16 protein-coding genes and 1 pseudogene are annotated in these 17040 nt (G+C 52.2%); 7 read left to right on the forward strand and 10 right to left on the reverse strand.

Translation table 11 applies throughout. The features are described from left to right. Positions 1-6: 6 nt before the first annotated feature. Positions 7-861, reverse strand: a complete 855-nt coding sequence (ampE, locus tag AAIG39_RS16400; protein WP_090081653.1) for a beta-lactamase regulator AmpE — start codon at positions 859-861, stop codon at positions 7-9. After that, positions 858-1421 (reverse strand): 1,6-anhydro-N-acetylmuramyl-L-alanine amidase AmpD, encoded by a 564-nt coding sequence (gene ampD, locus AAIG39_RS16405; RefSeq protein WP_090081651.1) that lies wholly within the window; start codon positions 1419-1421, stop codon positions 858-860. The genes ampE and ampD overlap by 4 nt, the downstream gene beginning before the upstream one ends. A gap of 142 nt (positions 1422-1563) precedes the next feature. On the opposite strand from ampD, the gene nadC reads away from it, so the two are divergent. The 4 genes and pseudogenes from nadC to hofC all read left to right on the forward strand — a co-directional run bounded on the left by nadC (position 1564) and on the right by hofC (position 5713). Further along, positions 1564-2457 carry a carboxylating nicotinate-nucleotide diphosphorylase gene (nadC, locus tag AAIG39_RS16410; RefSeq protein WP_047371810.1) on the forward strand — a complete coding sequence of 298 codons (894 nt, stop codon included), beginning with the start codon at positions 1564-1566 and terminating at the stop codon, positions 2455-2457. A 235-nt stretch (positions 2458-2692) separates the two neighbouring features. Then, a complete protein-coding gene (ppdD, locus tag AAIG39_RS16415; protein WP_343194283.1) occupies positions 2693-3127 on the forward strand; it encodes a prepilin peptidase-dependent pilin in 435 nt (144 codons plus the stop codon). 9 nt (positions 3128-3136) lie between these two features. Next, positions 3137-4510: pseudogene (gene gspE / locus AAIG39_RS16420) on the forward strand (type II secretion system protein GspE); the annotation flags it as partial. Further along, positions 4511-5713 carry a protein transport protein HofC gene (hofC, locus tag AAIG39_RS16425; RefSeq protein WP_343194301.1) on the forward strand — a complete coding sequence of 401 codons (1203 nt, stop codon included), beginning with the start codon at positions 4511-4513 and terminating at the stop codon, positions 5711-5713. A 32-nt stretch (positions 5714-5745) separates the two neighbouring features. On the opposite strand, the gene AAIG39_RS16430 is transcribed toward hofC, so the two are convergent. Next, the gene (locus tag AAIG39_RS16430) at positions 5746-6789 is read right to left on the reverse strand and encodes a GMP reductase (protein WP_249569299.1); all 1044 of its coding nucleotides are present in this window, start codon (positions 6787-6789) and stop codon (positions 5746-5748) included. Positions 6790-7117: 328 nt separating this feature from the next. Between AAIG39_RS16430 and coaE the strand changes: the two genes are divergently transcribed. The 3 genes from coaE to yacG are packed head-to-tail and all read left to right on the forward strand — an operon-like array spanning position 7118 to position 8685. Continuing rightward, on the forward strand, positions 7118-7738 hold the full coding sequence (gene coaE / locus AAIG39_RS16435) for a dephospho-CoA kinase (RefSeq protein ID WP_090081639.1): 621 nt from the start codon (positions 7118-7120) through the stop codon (positions 7736-7738). Then, the gene (zapD, locus tag AAIG39_RS16440) at positions 7738-8481 is read left to right on the forward strand and encodes a cell division protein ZapD (protein ID WP_090081637.1); all 744 of its coding nucleotides are present in this window, start codon (positions 7738-7740) and stop codon (positions 8479-8481) included. Before coaE ends, zapD begins: the two co-directional genes overlap by 1 nt. A gap of 9 nt (positions 8482-8490) precedes the next feature. After that, positions 8491-8685: a DNA gyrase inhibitor YacG gene (yacG, locus tag AAIG39_RS16445; protein WP_039078377.1), complete on the forward strand. Its 195-nt coding sequence runs from the start codon at positions 8491-8493 to the stop codon at positions 8683-8685. Positions 8686-8724: 39 nt separating this feature from the next. On the opposite strand, the gene mutT is transcribed toward yacG, so the two are convergent. The 7 genes from mutT to ftsQ form a co-directional block, all read right to left on the reverse strand. Then, a complete protein-coding gene (gene mutT, locus AAIG39_RS16450) occupies positions 8725-9114 on the reverse strand; it encodes an 8-oxo-dGTP diphosphatase MutT (RefSeq protein WP_343194284.1) in 390 nt (129 codons plus the stop codon). A gap of 58 nt (positions 9115-9172) precedes the next feature. Then, the gene (gene secA, locus AAIG39_RS16455) at positions 9173-11878 is read right to left on the reverse strand and encodes a preprotein translocase subunit SecA (RefSeq protein ID WP_090081632.1); all 2706 of its coding nucleotides are present in this window, start codon (positions 11876-11878) and stop codon (positions 9173-9175) included. A gap of 58 nt (positions 11879-11936) precedes the next feature. Beyond that, complete coding sequence (gene secM / locus AAIG39_RS16460; RefSeq protein WP_090081629.1) at positions 11937-12437, reverse strand: secA translation cis-regulator SecM; 501 nt, start codon at positions 12435-12437, stop codon at positions 11937-11939. Between the two features lie 286 nt (positions 12438-12723). Continuing rightward, positions 12724-13641: a UDP-3-O-acyl-N-acetylglucosamine deacetylase gene (gene lpxC, locus AAIG39_RS16465; RefSeq protein WP_090081628.1), complete on the reverse strand. Its 918-nt coding sequence runs from the start codon at positions 13639-13641 to the stop codon at positions 12724-12726. A gap of 100 nt (positions 13642-13741) precedes the next feature. Continuing rightward, complete coding sequence (gene ftsZ / locus AAIG39_RS16470; protein ID WP_039078372.1) at positions 13742-14893, reverse strand: cell division protein FtsZ; 1152 nt, start codon at positions 14891-14893, stop codon at positions 13742-13744. A gap of 60 nt (positions 14894-14953) precedes the next feature. Then, positions 14954-16210, reverse strand: a complete 1257-nt coding sequence (gene ftsA / locus AAIG39_RS16475; protein WP_039078371.1) for a cell division protein FtsA — start codon at positions 16208-16210, stop codon at positions 14954-14956. Continuing rightward, positions 16210-17040, reverse strand: coding sequence for a cell division protein FtsQ (ftsQ, locus tag AAIG39_RS16480; protein ID WP_249569303.1), 831 nt, complete (start codon positions 17038-17040; stop codon positions 16210-16212). Before ftsQ ends, ftsA begins: the two co-directional genes overlap by 1 nt.

Here is a 17040-nt window from a genome sequence, read left to right on the forward strand (position 1 = left end):
ACGCGGCTACATCAGCGTGCCGTAAATGGTTAACAGCGCCACCACAACCACCATGACAAATGAGGTCTTTTTGGCCATCGATACAGCGGCTTTTGGTGTCGCGACTTTATCCATATGCGGTTCGCGGGCCAACGAGAACTGGGCGAGGCGCGTTAGTACATGATATTGGGAAGAATGTCGGTCGGTCAGCGAGGCAAACCACGCTGGTAGCGCCTTCTCACCGTGACCAATTAACGCATAAACCACACCCGCCAGGCGCACCGGGATCCAGTCCAGCACGTGTAAAATAGCATCGATCCCGGACTGTTGGCGTTCATTCGGGGTCTGATAACGTGCCAGCCACGACTGCCATGCACGCAAAAAGCCGTAACCAACCAGCGTCACAGGCCCCCATATTCCACCCACGATAAACCAGAACAGCGGTGCCAGATAATAACGAAAGTTGATCCACAAAAGCGCATTTTGCAGTTCACGCAGATACTCCCGTTCATCACAGCCCGGCGGTATACCGTGAATCAACGTGAGCTCATTCGCCATCGCGTTATGGGCATGGCTATCATTGCGTGCCGCCGCTTTGAGGTAAGCATGGTAATGCAGACGCACTTTTCCGGCACCGATGCACAACAATCCCAGCAGGATCCACACCACCAGCAGCGGCACATTGAAAAATAGCCCCTCCAGTACCTGCAAAATGAGGAACGTTACCAGCATGGCGAGCACCGCCATCAGCAACGTTCTCAGCACAGAGTAGTGTTTGACCCGCCGGAATAACACTTCCAGGCGATGATCCAGTTGCCAGTGTTCCCCGAGTTTAAAAAGCCGCTCGGAAATAAGAACCAGCAGCATGGTAAACAGTGTCATGACATCTCCTTATCTGATTCTCCCGCCACCAGCCCGCGAAACCTTGGCCAGTCAAATGCAGGGCCAGGATCGGTTTTGCGCTCAGGAGCGATATCGCTGTGACCGGTCATGTTGTTGGCAATCCCGGGATATAGCGCAATCAAAGCGTGAGTAATGTTCGCCAGTTGCTGGTATTGGGCGTCGGTGTAGGGCTGATTGTCGGTGCCTTCCAGCTCAATACCGATGGAAAAATCATTGCAGCGTTCCCGCCCCTGATAACGTGAAACCCCTGCATGCCAGGCTCGCTTATCAAACGGAACATACTGAACGACCTCACCGTCGCGACGAATCAGGCAATGAGCAGAGACGCGCAGATGAACGATCCCGGCAAAAAAAGGATGTGCGTCTGGATCCAACGTACCGGTAAACAGCGCATCGATCCACGGTCCGCCAAATTCGCCGGGAGGCAGGCTGATATTGTGGACCACGAGCAACGAAGGCGTTTCACCATCCGGGCGGCAATCAAAGTGCGGAGAAGGTACGCGCCGCGCATCCGCCAGCCAGCCCTCATTTAACTGCATGCAGGATCTCCTTAATTATGGTGCTCAAACACGCTCTAGAGTAGCATGTTCAGACGCTGTCCGGTCATTGTACGTTGACGAAACGATCAATGACAGGACACTGTCTAACTTTCTGATTCGTTACCCTTTTTGGAGTTTTATCATGCCGCCTCGCCGTTACAACCCCGATCTTCGACGTGACGCGCTTTTGCAACGCATTGAACTGGACATCCCCGCTGCTGTCGCGCAGGCCCTGCGCGAAGATTTAGGCGGTGAAGTGGATGCGAACAACGATATTACTGCGCAATTATTGCCGCCGGATAACCGCTCCCATGCGGTGATTATTACCCGCGAAGAAGGCGTATTTTGTGGCAAGCGCTGGGTTGAAGAGGTCTTTATTCAGTTGGCTGGCGACGATGTTCGCATCACCTGGCATGTCGCTGATGGCGATGCTGTGACGCCGAACCAGCCACTATTTGAACTGGAAGGCCCCTCCCGCGTTTTGCTAACCGGTGAACGTACGGCGCTTAACTTTGTGCAAACGTTGTCTGGAGTTGCCAGTGAAGTTCGCCGCTATGTCGCCTTGCTGGACGGGACCAAAACGCAGTTGCTGGATACGCGTAAAACCCTGCCAGGCCTGCGTACCGCACTGAAATATGCGGTACTGTGCGGCGGTGGCGCGAATCATCGCCTCGGGCTGTCCGACGCGTTCCTGATTAAAGAAAACCATATTATCGCTGCTGGCTCCGTTCGCCAGGCCGTAGAGAAAGCCTTCTGGCTGCATCCTGACGTTCCAGTTGAAGTGGAAGTGGAAACCCTGGAAGAGCTGGATGATGCGCTGAAAGCCGGTGCCGATATCATCATGCTGGACAACTTCGATACCCCGATGATGCGCGAAGCAGTTAAACGTACCCATGGTCAGGCGCGTCTTGAAGTTTCCGGTAACGTCACGTTTGAGACTATCCGGGAATTTGCCGAAACGGGCGTCGATTTCATCTCCGTCGGTGCGCTGACCAAGCATGTTCACGCGTTGGACCTGTCGATGCGTTTTCGCTGATCCCCATGGGCCCGATGGCCTCTGTCTGTCGGGCTTATCCTTCTCTGTTTCCTCTGTCAGGTAAAGCTTTTACGCCGCTTTGTGACTCATTGTTCGTCAGGCCTCGCAAACTTGTTGTTCAGTTCTGCAATCTCTTCAATAACGGCTGAAGACCCGTTCCCGTTTTGTTTTTTGCCCCTCGCTGGTTATTCCTTATGTTTGCCAAAGTAGCGCCATCTAACTTAAGGAGCGAACAATGGACAAACAACGAGGCTTCACCCTTATCGAATTGATGGTGGTCATTGGCATTATTGCGATTTTGAGCGCGATCGGTATTCCGGCATATCAGAACTACCTGAGTAAAGCCGCTCTCACCGACATGCTGCAAACCTTTATCCCCTACCGAACAGCCGTTGAGCTATGCGCGCTGGACCGTGGCGGCGTCACGGGTTGTGATGGCAACACTAACGGCATCCCTGCCCCTGCTACCACCCGCTATGTCTCAGCCATGACCATCAGTAAAGGCGTGATTACCCTCACCGGACAGGAAAGCCTTACTGGCCTGAGCGTTGTCATGACGCCGCAGTGGAATGCGGGCAATGGTATGTCGGGCTGGGCACGCAGCTGCACGGTAGCCGATAACGGTACGCTAAAACAGGCGTGTGAAGATGTCTTCCGCGGAAACAACTAAGGACAGCCCATGCGCCAGGATAAACTCACCACACTGTGCAAACGTCACCATGCCTGTCTACTTAACTGTGACGAAAAGATGCTGACCATTGCCGTCGTGGGCGACCCTTCATCAGAGCTGCTCGAAGCATTACGTTTTGCTACACAAAAACGGATTGATATCGAATGCTGGACGCAGGAACAAATGGACAGCCATCACCAACAGTCGACAGAAGTACAACCGCTCATGCCCGCCGAAGATTCAGGATCAGCGGTCGAGTTGCTTGACCAGACGCTGCAACAGGCTCTTAGCCAGAGGGCATCAGATATCCATTTTGAACCGGCAGAACATACCTATCGCATCCGGCTGCGCGTTGACGGCGTATTGCATGCTCTGCCTCTGGTTTCCAGCGCGCTCGCCAACACCCTGACTGCGCGGCTGAAAGTATTGGGTAATCTGGACATTGCCGAACGCAGGCTGCCGCAAGACTGGCAGTTTAGCATCGTGCTTAACGGACAGGATGTCTCATTTCGCATAGCCACCCTACCGTGCCGACATGGCGAAAAAGTCGTACTGCGGCTGTTGCATCAGGTAAGTCAGGCACTCGACCTCCCTCAGCTCGGAATGACCCAACCCCAACTGGCGCAATTTCAGCAGGCGTTGAACAAGCCACAGGGACTGCTGCTGGTTACAGGCCCCACGGGCAGTGGAAAAACCGTAACCCTGTACAGTGCGTTGCAGGCTCGCAATAAGCCTGATATCAACCTTTGCAGCGTAGAAGATCCGATAGAGATCCCGCTTACGGGTCTGAATCAGACGCAGATCAACCCACGCGCAGGGCTGACCTTCCAGAACGTGTTACGTGCACTTTTACGCCAGGATCCGGATGTCATTATGGTCGGCGAGATCCGTGATGGCGAAACAGCTGAAATCGCCATCACGGCCGCGCAAACCGGGCATCTGGTTCTGTCGACGCTTCACACCAACTCGACGGCCGAAACGCTAGTGCGTATCCAACAAATGGGGGTTGCCCGCTGGATGATCTCCTCCGCACTCTCTTTGGTGGTCGCACAGCGCCTGGTGCGAAAAGTATGCCCCTATTGCCGCAGCCGGCTGCATGAGGATGTGAATCTGCCGACAGCGCTCTGGCCGCGTCCATTACCACGCTGGGTATCAAAAGGCTGTGAACGTTGTTATCACGGATTTTATGGACGAGTAGCGCTCTTTGAGGTTCTGGAAATAGACAGTGTACTGCGCCAGGCCATTGCCAGCGGACTCCCGGTCAGCGACATTGAAAAGCAATCACGTTCATCGGGTATGACGACACTATTTCAGAATGGTTGTCTGGCTGTGGAAAAAGGGATCACTACTTTTGAAGAGTTGGTTCGCGTACTGGTATACCCGATGGCGACTAAACAACTCTGGCAGTGGTCCGGGCTGGACGACAACGGTGAGCGGCATAAAGGCGCCTGTTGGGCGGAACAGCGCGGCGATGTACTGTTCGCTTTGCAACAGCAATGCCTTCACCCACTCTCTCTGCGTCGTCGCCCGGTACGCCAGGCGCAGTGGCACGCAGAACACAGTAGCCAGGTCATCCATCAACTTGCCACACTACTGCAGGCTGGTCTGACGTTACCGGATGGCTTGCAGCTACTGGCCAAACAACAGTCTTCTGTTCAGTGGCAGGCGCTGTTACAGACGCTGGCAGAAAATCTGGCACAGGGCGAGACATTCTCTGGCGCACTATCACGTTGGCCGGAGGTCTTCCCGCCGCTTTACCTGGCAATGATACGAACGGGTGAACTTACGGGAAAGCTGGATGAGTGCTGCTTTAAGCTCGCCACGCAGCAAAAAACAGAGCTTGCCCTCACGCGGAAAGTAAAAAAAGCGCTGCGCTATCCGCTTATTGTTCTGATATTGGCATTTATCGTGGTACTGGCGATGATCTATTTCGTCCTGCCGGAATTTGCCACCATTTACCAGACATTCAATACGCCGTTGCCTGCGCTCACGCGTGGTGTACTGGCATGTGCGGATATTCTCCAGCAAGGCAGCCTTCCCTTAGTCATTATCAGCCTGATGTTGGCAATTCTGCTGGGTCGCTTACAGAAACATTCCGGCTGGCTGCGTTATCAGCAACGTATCCTGCTGGCGTGCCCACTGGCAGGGCGGCTTGTTCTTGGGCAGAAACTCAGCCAGATCTTTACCGTACTATCGCTGACGCAGCAAGCTGGTATCGCCTTCTTACAAGGTCTGGAAAGTGTCAGAGAAACGCTTACATGCCCATGGTGGCGAGATATAGTTGCTGCAATACAGCGGGATATTACCCAGGGTTTGTCGATTTCAGCAGCGTTCAGTGCCAGAGGGGTTTTTACACCGTTGTGCATTCAACTGATCAGTACGGGGGAAGTCTCAGGCGCACTGGACGCAATGTTACTGAATCTGGCAAAGCATCATAGTGAACATACGCAGTACCAGGCTGATGGGCTGGCGTCAATGCTGGAACCATTACTGTTGGTGGTGACAGGTATTATTGTCGGCACGCTGATTGTGGCCATGTATCTGCCGATTTTCCATCTGGGAGATGCAATGAGTGGAATGGGATGAGACAGGCGCAGCGAACTGCGCCTGTAAGCCGATTAGAGGCTATTGAAAACGCGGTTTTCTTGCTCCTGTACGCGGATAAAAGTCGTACGTTTGGTCAGCTCTTTCAGACGAGATGCGCCCACATAAGTACAGGCTGAACGCAAGCCACCAAGGATATCGCGCGCCGTATTTTCCACCGGGCCACGTAATTTCAACTTAACGGTTTTACCCTCTGCTGCACGGTACTGAGCTACTCCACCAACGTGACGGGTCATTGCCGACTCAGAACTCATGCCATAGAACAGCATGAATTTTTCACCGTTTTCTTCAACCAGGGTACCACCACTTTCTTCGTGCCCTGCCAGCATCCCGCCGAGCATGACAAAATCAGCGCCGCCACCAAAGGCTTTCGCCACATCGCCAGGTACGGTACAACCGCCATCGCTAACGATTTGACCACCTAAACCATGCGCCGCGTCGGCACATTCAATAACAGCTGAAAGCTGAGGATAGCCAACACCGGTTTTCACACGTGTGGTACATACAGAGCCTGGGCCGATACCGACTTTTACAATATCCGCACCGGAAAGGATCAGCTCTTCACACATTTCGCCGGTCACGACGTTACCTGCGCAAATCGTTTTATTCGGCCAGGTTTCACGTGCTTTCGACACGAACTGCACGAAATGCTCGGAATAACCATTGGCAACATCAATGCATACAAAATTCAGTTGCGAGTGCAGCGCGAGAATTTGTTTGGTCTTTTCGAAATCGGCATCTGAGGTACCTGTTGATACCATCACGTGGCGCAAAACATCGTCAGACTCGCACTGGATAAATGCTTTCCAGTCTTCAACAGAATAATGTTTATGCACCGCAGTCAGAATATCGAACGAAGCCAGCGCTTTCGCCATCGCAAAGGTACCAACAGTGTCCATATTGGCAGCAATTACCGGTACGCCAGACCAGTTCTGACCTGAATGCTTAAAGGTAAACTCGCGTTCCAGCTCAACATCGGAACGGCTTTTGAGGGTAGAGCGTTTAGGGCGGATAAGAACGTCTTTAAAACCTAACTTCAGATCTTCTTCAATACGCATGTGCGGATTCCTGGGGTTAATGGCGAACAACGCAGACTTGCAAACACACAACTCCAGTGACGCTATCATACGCACTAATCAGGACTCCGCAAGACTGCGAAATTCTCTTTTTTTACGCTACAATCCTATAAATTTACCTGGTGAAAGGGCAAGATTAGCCGCATTTGTGTAAGTTCGACTTGCACAAATTATAACCTACTGATTCAGATGGAAAATGCATAGTTATTTTTCCGCGTTTCGCTTACTGACGACCTGAGTAAAGCAAACTGGCAAAATTGAAAACGTGTGGGTTATGATTTTTTTCACCGACTTTTTGAGATCAGGCGCTATGGGGTATACGGTCGCGTTAACCGGAGGTATAGGTAGCGGCAAAAGTACGGTCGCTGATGCCTTCGCCCGTTTAGGGGTGGATATTGTCGATGCGGATATTATTGCCCGTCAGGTTGTTGAACCGGGCTCTGTTGCATTACATGCCATCGCGGAACATTTTGGTTCGGACATCCTCACACCGGAGGGTTCACTGAACCGTCGCTTATTACGCGAACGGATTTTTGCTTCCCCAGTCGAGAAAGCCTGGCTTAATGGTTTGCTGCACCCGTTAATACATCAGCAAACCCAGAGACAAATAGCCGAGGCAACCTCCCCCTATGTATTGTGGGTTGTTCCATTGTTGGTTGAAAACCACTTACAGAACAAAGCCGACCGGATATTGGTTATCGACGTCTCCCCTGAGACGCAAATTTTGCGAACGATGCAGCGTGACGGCGTAAGCCGTGAAAATGCTGAGCATATTCTGGCGGCGCAAGCGACACGTGAAGCACGCCTTGCCGTTGCGGATGATATTATTGACAATAATGGCGCACCAGATGCAATTGCATCGGATGTTGCCCGCCTGCATGCGGCTTATTTGAGTTATGCATCGCAGGCAGTTTCACAGGAAAATCCTTAATGCAGACCCACGTCCTATTTGAACACCCGCTCAATGAAAAGATGCGCACATGGCTACGTATCGAATTCCTGCTCCAGCAACTGACAGCTCGCCTTCCTCTTGCCGATCATGCAGACGCACTGCATTTCTTCCGTAACGCCGGTGAGCTACTGGATATTTTCGAACGTGGTGACACGCGTACCGAGTTGCTTAAAGAACTGGAACGCCAGCAACGTAAATTGAAAGCCTGGGCCGAAGTACCTGGCGTTGATCAGGGACGTATCGATGCTATCCGCCAGCAGTTAAAAGAGACCAGCACCATGCTGATGGCGGCTCCCCGCATTGGGCAGCTTCTGCGTGAAGATAGGCTAATCGGCCTGGTACGCCAGCGTCTGAGTATACCCGGCGGTTGTTGCAGCTTTGATTTGCCCACTTTGCATGTCTGGCTTCATTTGCCTCAGGTTCAGCGTGACGAGCAGGTCAATATCTGGCTGTCCAGCCTGACGCCACTCAATCACACGTTGTCACTGATTCTGGATTTGATCCGTAACTCAGCCCCGTTCCGTAAGCAAACCAGTCTGAACGGTTTTTACCAGGATAATGGTGAAGATGCCGATCTGCTTCGCCTGCATCTGGACTTAGGTAGCCAGCTTTTCCCACAGATTTCGGGTCATAAAAGTCGTTTTGCGATTCGTTTCCTGCCGCTCGACAGTGAAAATGGCATCGTTCCGGAACGCCTGGATTTCGAATTAGCTTGTTGTTAAGGAGAAATGATGTCAGACGCAACCCGTGTTAATTGTCCAACCTGCGGTAAAAGCGTGGTATGGAGCGAAACCAGCCCGTTTCGTCCGTTCTGTTCAAAACGCTGCCAGTTAATAGATCTGGGTGAATGGGCTGCGGAGGAAAAACGCATCCCGAGTGCAGGAGATCTTTCCGACAGCGACGACTGGAGCGAAGAGCAGCAGTAAATTGCGCGGTGGCGGGTAATCCCGCCACATCCTGAACGATCACATACTTGCCAGTTTTGAGATAACTGGTTCATTGGCTGGCGGGAACTCATCCGCCAGCAGTTGAGTCTGATGAACCCAACGTCCAGGCTGTCCCTCTTTTCCCCATGGATCACCTTCCCACTGCTCTACAAGAAAAAACCAGAGCGTAATGTGGCGGTCCGGGAAACGATATTCCAGCTTGTCGAACAGACTGACAGTTCCAGCTTTGATACCCACTTCTTCGTGCAACTCGCGGACAACAGCTTGTTCAGGCGTTTCGCCTTCTTCAATCTTGCCGCCAGGAAACTCCCATTTATTAGCCATATGCGCATCGGCTGCGCGGCGGGTGATAAAGATTTCATCCTGTGGGTTGCGAATAATCCCGACGGCGATTTGCAGTATTTTCATTGTCGTTACTCCATAAAAAAGGCGCAGATATCTGCGCCTTTCTTCATTTATTCGTGCCTTAGCTCAGACGACCATGGCACTGTTTGTATTTTTTACCTGATCCGCAAGGGCAAGGATCGTTACGACCAACTTTACGATCGCCGGTCTGCGCCGCCAGCGCTGCAGCCGCCTCAGATTCATCGTCACGGTGGCTCAGTTGCTGCATCTGCGCCAGACGCTCTGCTTCTTCGCGACGCTGCTGTTCCATTGCTTCAACTTCTTCCGGCATACGTACCTGAACTTTACTCAGGGTGCTGATCACTTCATATTTCAGCGACTCCAGCATCGCAGCGAACATCGAGAAAGATTCTCGCTTGTACTCTTGCTTCGGATCTTTTTGCGCATAACCACGTAAATGGATCCCCTGGCGCAAGTAATCCATCGCCGCCAGGTGCTCTTTCCACAGAGAGTCCAGCGTTTGCAGCATGACGCCTTTTTCGAAGTGGCGCATCATCTCGGCGCCAACAACTTCTTCTTTGCGGCCATAGACTTCGACTGCCTGCGCGAGGATACGCTCACGCAGGGTCTCTTCATGCAATTCCGGCTCTTTATCCAGCCACTCAGCAATCGGCAGATCGAGGTCGAAATCATTTTTCAGGCGTTCCTGTAAGCCAGGAACATCCCACATCTCTTCCAGAGACTGTGGTGGAATATGGGCATCAATGGTCGCCTTGAACACGTCTTCACGAATACTGTTAATGGTCTCGCTAACATCAGACACATCCAACAGTTCGTTACGCTGGGTATAAATCGCGCGACGCTGATCGTTCGCCACGTCATCATATTCCAGCAGCTGTTTACGGATATCGAAGTTGCGACTTTCCACTTTACGTTGTGCGTTGGCAATCGCCTTGGTTACCCACGGGTGTTCAATCGCCTCGCCCGGTTTCATGCCCAGTTTACGCATCATGCTCGATACGCGATCTGAGGCAAAAATACGCATCAGCGCATCTTCCATAGACAAGTAAAAGCGGGATGAACCCGGGTCGCCCTGGCGACCAGAACGGCCACGCAGCTGGTTATCGATACGGCGCGATTCGTGACGCTCGGTGCCAATGATATGCAGACCGCCCGCAGCAAGCACAGCATCGTGACGTACCTGCCAGTCGGCTTTAATCTGCGCAATCTGTTCCGGCGTCGGGTCGGTCAGCTCTGCGACCTCTGCCTGCCAGCTACCACCCAACACGATATCGGTACCACGACCAGCCATGTTAGTTGCGATCGTTACCGCTGAGGTATAACCCGCCTGAGCCACAATATCTGCTTCTTTGGCGTGGAACTTAGCATTCAGTACGTTGTGTTTGATACCCGCTTTCGTCAGCTCATTGGAAACCACTTCGGATTTCTCAATGGAGATCGTACCTACCAGTACCGGCTGGCCTGCGGCAGTACGCTCACGAATATCTTCAATAATTGCCTGAATTTTTTCCGCCTCGGTCATGTAGACCAGATCCGGCATATCTTTACGGATCATCGGACGGTTGGTCGGCACCACCACGGTATCGAGTTTGTAAATAGAACTGAACTCGAATGCTTCGGTATCAGCAGTACCTGTCATCCCCGCCAGTTTCTCGTACAGACGGAAGTAATTCTGGAAGGTAATAGAAGCCAGCGTCTGGTTTTCGTTCTGAATATCCACACCTTCTTTGGCTTCCACGGCCTGGTGCAGACCATCAGACCAGCGGCGCCCTTGCATGGTACGGCCAGTGTGCTCGTCGACGATGATAACTTCGCCATCTTTAACAATGTAATCCACATCACGGGTGAACAAAGCGTGCGCGCGCAACGCTGCGGTAACATGGTGCATCAACATAATGTTGCCCGGAGAGTACAGTGACTCACCTTCATCCATAATGCCTTCGTTAACCAGCAGTTCTTCAATCAGCACCAGGCCACGTTCGGTCAGGTTAACCTGACGCGCTTTTTCATCCACCGAGAAGTGCCCTTCGCCCTGGAAGGTATCAGAGTCTTCTTTCTCCTGGCGAACCAGATGTGGAATGATTTTGTTCACCTTTTTGTACATTTCGGAGCTGTCTTCAGCCGGACCAGAAATGATCAGCGGTGTACGCGCTTCATCGATGAGGATGGAGTCCACCTCATCCACCAGCGCATAGTGCAGTTTGCGCTGTACACGTTCTTCAGGGCTGAACGCCATATTGTCGCGCAGATAGTCAAAACCGTATTCGTTGTTAGTACCGTAAGTGATATCAGCGGCATAAGCTTCGCGCTTCGCCGCAGACGGCATACCCGGCAGGTTGATCCCAACGGTCATGCCAAGGAATTCGAACAATGGACGGTTGTTTTCGGCGTCACGTTGCGCCAGATAGTCGTTCACGGTGACCACATGAACACCTTTGCCGCTCAGGGCATTAACATACGCAGGTAGCGTCGCGGTCAGGGTTTTACCTTCACCGGTACGCATCTCTGCGATGCAACGTTCATTCAATACCATGCCGCCGAGTAACTGAACGTCGAAGTGGCGCATACCGAAGACACGTTTACTGGCTTCGCGCACAACGGCAAACGCTTCCGGGATCAAACTTTCAACTGTTTCGCCTTTTTCCAGACGGCCACGAAATTCCGCTGTTTTTGCTTTCAGCTCATCGTCTGACAGCTTTTCCATTTCCGGCTCCATCGCATTGATGATGCCGACTGCTTTGCGCATACGACGCAGTGTACGATCGTTACGACTACCGAATACTTTTGTTAATAATTTGATAAGCATAATAAAATCTCAAACGCCCCGCTCTGCGGAGTCACAAATTTAGTTGAAGGATAATTTTTCAGCTAAGGCGTTGAGGTCCCGCACGGATGCCCTGGACCTGGCTGATCCAGGCCCGAACGCTAAACGCGGAATGGGTGGGGGAATCGGTACCACATGTCTGGCTAACAATTGCCGACGGTCTCTGCTCCTGGGTCAGCAGTGCGCTGAGCGTATCCAGCAGAGCAAGGTGGTGAGCCTGCAAAGGCAGCGGCTCTTCCACAACGGGTAACGCCTGTGGCGCCATCGCGAAAGAGAGATGTCGAATAACGGTACGGATGGCATGCTGATGCCAGTAATCAACAGTAAAGCTCGGACGGCGAGTCCCTTCAAGCAGCGCGAAATTGGTGAAGTTAACGCTGCCAGCGCCTTCATGATTACGCGTCGTCGCTTTGGCTGGTTCAGTGTGGTTGCTGTTGCTGAACGCAGGCATGCCAAAGCTTGCCGCGACCATCCCCAATAAGAGATGCGGCCAGAAATAACGTCTGCCAAATTGTCGCCAGCACGTCAGAATTCCGCTCACTCAGCCCACCAAAAAATCACTGTTGTCCGCTTTTTACTTCGGTATGCGTTATTTTGCGCAAAGATATTACCATTAATGCAGCGGGAGGACAGCGATTATAAGGCGCTCCGGGGGATAAAAACGGCCAGGAAAGCAGCGATCGCGCTCATTGAGTGGTAAAAAGAATCTTCATGAACCAAAGCGAGGCAAAAGTACAGATTTTAAAATAAAAAACGACTGGCGCGCCTGGCAGGAGAGAGTGTGCCAGGTGGACCAGTCGAATTTAGATCTTACTAATTGTCTGGTATTACGCCAGAACCATCGTCGGTGCTTTGAACGCCAATGGCAGTTCAGCATCATCTTCGAAGGTCACATATTCCCAGGCTTCCTGTTTCGCAAGGACTGCCTGCAACAATTTGTTGTTCAGCGCGTGACCTGATTTATATGCGGTAAACGCACCGATGATATTGTGACCACACATGAACAAGTCACCAATCGCGTCGAGCATTTTGTGACGAACGAATTCGTCTTCAAAACGCAGACCGTCTTCGTTCAATACGCGATAATCGTCAACAACGATGGCACAATCGAAGCTGCCGCCCAGGCACAAACCACGGGACTGCAGATATTCGATATCACGCATGAAACCGAAAGTACGCGCGCGGCTAATCTGGCGCATGAACGCGTCGGCAGAAAAGTTCATCGCGTAACGCTGGGTGCTGGCATCAATGGCCGGGTGGTTAAAGTCGATGGTGAAATCGAGAGAGAAACCGTTAAACGGCTTGAACTCTGCCCATTTATCACCGTCTTCAACGCGAACCGTCTCTTTGATTCGCACGAATTTCTTCGCACTGCGCAGTTCTTCGATGCCTGCATCCAGCAGAAGATAAACGAACGGTGCAGCACTGCCATCCATAATCGGGATTTCCGGCGCATCAACTTCAACAATAATGTTGTCGATACCCAGACCGGCCAGAGCAGCATTAAGGTGCTCTACAGTTGAAATCCGCACGTCATGCTCGTTCACCAGACACGTACAGAGCATTGTATCACGCACAGATTTAGCATCAGCCGGGAAATCTACCGGTGGATTCAAGTCAGTGCGACGATAGATGACCCCGGTGTTGGCCGGCGCAGGGCGCAACGTCAGTGTGACTTTCTTGCCGGTATGTAAACCGACACCAGTCGCCTGAACGATACGTTTAAGTGTCCTTTGTTTGATCATCGTATAATCTCGCCTAATTAACCATCCAACCGAAGTGTACTACACAATCGGTGGGGCAGTTTAGCACAAAGAGCGAAGATGCCCAACTTCCAGCGTATTCTTAATCAGCTTGCTTACGCAAAAATGCTGGAATATCCAGGTAATCCGGTTCCTTAGTCGTCTGCGGCGTATTGTCATTAACCACTTTAGACTGAGGTTTCTGCTCCTGCTGCATCGTCGACATACCGTGCTGCTGGTAGCGGTCCATCACCGGTTGCTGCTGTTGTTTGTTGGTCACAAGGGTAATTTCCGGACGTTTGTCCATACCAATACCGGTTGCTACAACAGTCACACGCAGCTCGTCATTCATATCCGGATCCAGCGACGTACCGATAACAACAGTAGCATTGTCAGATGCGAATGCACGAATGGTGTTACCCACTGTTTCGAACTCATCCAGACGCAGGTCGAAGCCCGCGGTGATGTTAACCAGCACGCCGCGCGCACCAGACAGATCGATATCTTCCAACAGCGGAGAGGAAATCGCCATTTCCGCAGCTTCTTCTGCGCGGTCTTCGCCTCTCGCAACGCCGGAGCCCATCATGGCATAGCCCATCTCGGACATCACGGTACGCACGTCCGCAAAGTCGACGTTCATCAGACCAGGACGGGTAATCAGTTCGGCGATACCCTGCACTGCGCCTTTCAATACATCGTTGGCCGCACCGAATGCATCCAACAGAGAGATACCTCGACCGAGAACTTTTAGCAGTTTATCGTTCGGGATAGTAATCAGCGAGTCCACATGTTTGGACAGCTCAGCAATACCCTGTTCAGCGAATGCCATACGCTTCTTGCCTTCAAAGTTGAAAGGCTTGGTCACGACAGCAACCGTCAGGATACCCAAATCTTTAGCCACTTCCGCAACGACCGGTGCCGCACCCGTGCCGGTGCCGCCGCCCATACCCGCTGCGATAAAGACCATGTCAGCACCATCAAGCGCAGCGCGCAGTGCTTCACGATCCTCTTCTGCCGCATTACGACCTACTTCCGGGTTAGCCCCAGCGCCCAGACCTTTGGTGATACCACCGCCGATCTGAATGGTCTGACCCACCGCAGTCTTACGCAACGCTTGCGCGTCGGTATTCACTGCGAAGAATTCAACACCCTCAATGCGCTCGCGCACCATGTGTTCAACGGCATTACCGCCGCCGCCACCGACGCCGATGACTTTAATCACCGCGTCGTTGGTCAGTTCCATAGGTTCAAACATAATTTCTCTCCGTTTTGTGCCTGTCGCCTGAGACCGCTAATGTTTTCAGGTCTCCGAAAATTAAAATTCTTTACGCAGCCAGCTATTGATTCGTTTAAACCACGAGCCGACTGATGCACGTTTTTCCACTTCTGCTTCACCACTCAGATGGGTTTCTTTCCCGTAGTGCAGCAATCCCACCGCCGTTGAGTAATACGGCTCCTGGGCGTAATCCGTTAAACCAGTAATATTGAGCGGCGCGCCAATACGCACTTGCGTATGGAATACACGCTGGGCACATGCCGCCAGACCTTCAATTTGCGCTGCCCCGCCCGTTAACACAATCCCCGCCGCCAGATGATGTTTAACCCCTTGCTGACGAAGCTGCTCTTGTAACTGCAAAATCTCATCATTCACCAGATTGAGCAACTCGGTATAACGCGGCTCAATCACGTCAGCCAGCGTCTGGCGCTGCAAGCTACGTGGTGGACGACCTCCCACGCTCGGCACTTCAACGCTCTCATCTTTACCTACGATAGAACCCAGTGCGCAACCATGGCGAACTTTAATTGCTTCGGCGTCGCTTGGCGGCGTACCGAACGCATAGGCGATATCACTGGTCACGACATTCCCTGCATACGGGATTACTTTCGTGTGGCGCAGCGCTCCGCCTGTATAGACGGCCATATCCATTGTACCACCACCAATGTCTACAACGCAGACACCCAGCTCACGTTCATCTTCCGTCAATACGGAATAACTGGAGGCCAGCCCGGCGAAAATAAGTTGGTCAACTTTCAGACCGCAACGTTCCACTGCTTTAACAATGTTTTTCGCCATATCGTTATGGCAGGTGATCAAATGTACTTTCGCCTGCATACGCACACCCGAAAGACCTACCGGGTTTTTGATACCTTCCTGGTAGTCAATGGCATATTCCTGAGGAATGACATGCAGAACGCGGTGTTCATCACGCACACGCACCGATTTCGCCGTATGCACCACGTTCTCTACATCTTCCTGCGTCACTTCTTCTTCTGAAATCGGCACCATACCAATTTCATTCTGGCAGCTAATATGTTTACCCGACAGCGCCAGATAAACAGAAGAGATCTGGCAATCGGCCATCAGTTCGGCCTGATCGATGGCTCGCTGAACGCATTTCACCACAGATTCCAGGTCGTTAACGCCACCTTTATCCATTCCACGGGACGGGCAGCTTCCCACCCCAATGATATTGATCATACCGTCGGGCAGAACTTCCCCTACCAAAGCGGCTACCTTCGCGGTACCAATCTCCAGTCCTACTACCAGTTTTCTGTCCGTCGCCTTGATCATTATTGTTCTGCCTGTGCCTGATTCTGTTGCTGATTAGGGTCCTGAACTGGGGCCGGCTTCCAACCTACCGCCGCGCCAGAGTCATAGCGTAAATCCACGTAACTAATTTCTTTGCGATCCACCTGCGCCTGCTGTTGCAGAACCGGATAGAGTTCGACAAAGCGCGCCAGGCGTTTCATCGTATCGCCACGGCCGAGGTTGAGCTTAATATCGTTATTGAGCGTCACCTGCCACGACCGCCGGGCAGTCATCGCTGCCTCTTTCAACGTGAATTTATCCTTCGCCAGCACCTGCCCCATGTCATGGAAGCCCTGTAAAACTTCGCTCTCACTCCCTTCCGGGCCATACAGCATGGGTAAAACCTGCTTGCTGGTTCGATCCGCAGGAACACTGAACGAATTACCGTCCATGTCCACCAGATGCTGATCATTCCAACGTGCTATAGGCACATATTCAACCAGATGAATCTTCAATTCATCAGGCCATTGCTTTCTGACACTCGCCTGCTTTATCCAGGGCAGACGTTCAATCTGGCTCTGGATAATATTGACATCCTGCGTCATAAACGTGCCGGGTGCGCCAAGCGCCAGAATTGACTGGCGAATATCGTCGTTGCGGGTGTAATGACGATCGCCTGTCAACACCAGCTTCGACAACGGTAACCGTTGCGCATCTTCCATCCAGCCCAGGACTACCCAGCCGCTAGCCAACACGGTACATAACACCGTCAGCAGGAACAGGATTCCTGCAAGACGCGTTCCATTATTGCGGCGGGAGGATGGCATTTCCTCGACATCGCGATTTCTCGTGTTCAGCGCAGCCTGAGACAT

Origin of the sequence: Phytobacter palmae, assembly GCF_039409775.1 — a bacterium.
Lineage (GTDB): Bacteria > Pseudomonadota > Gammaproteobacteria > Enterobacterales > Enterobacteriaceae > Phytobacter > Phytobacter palmae.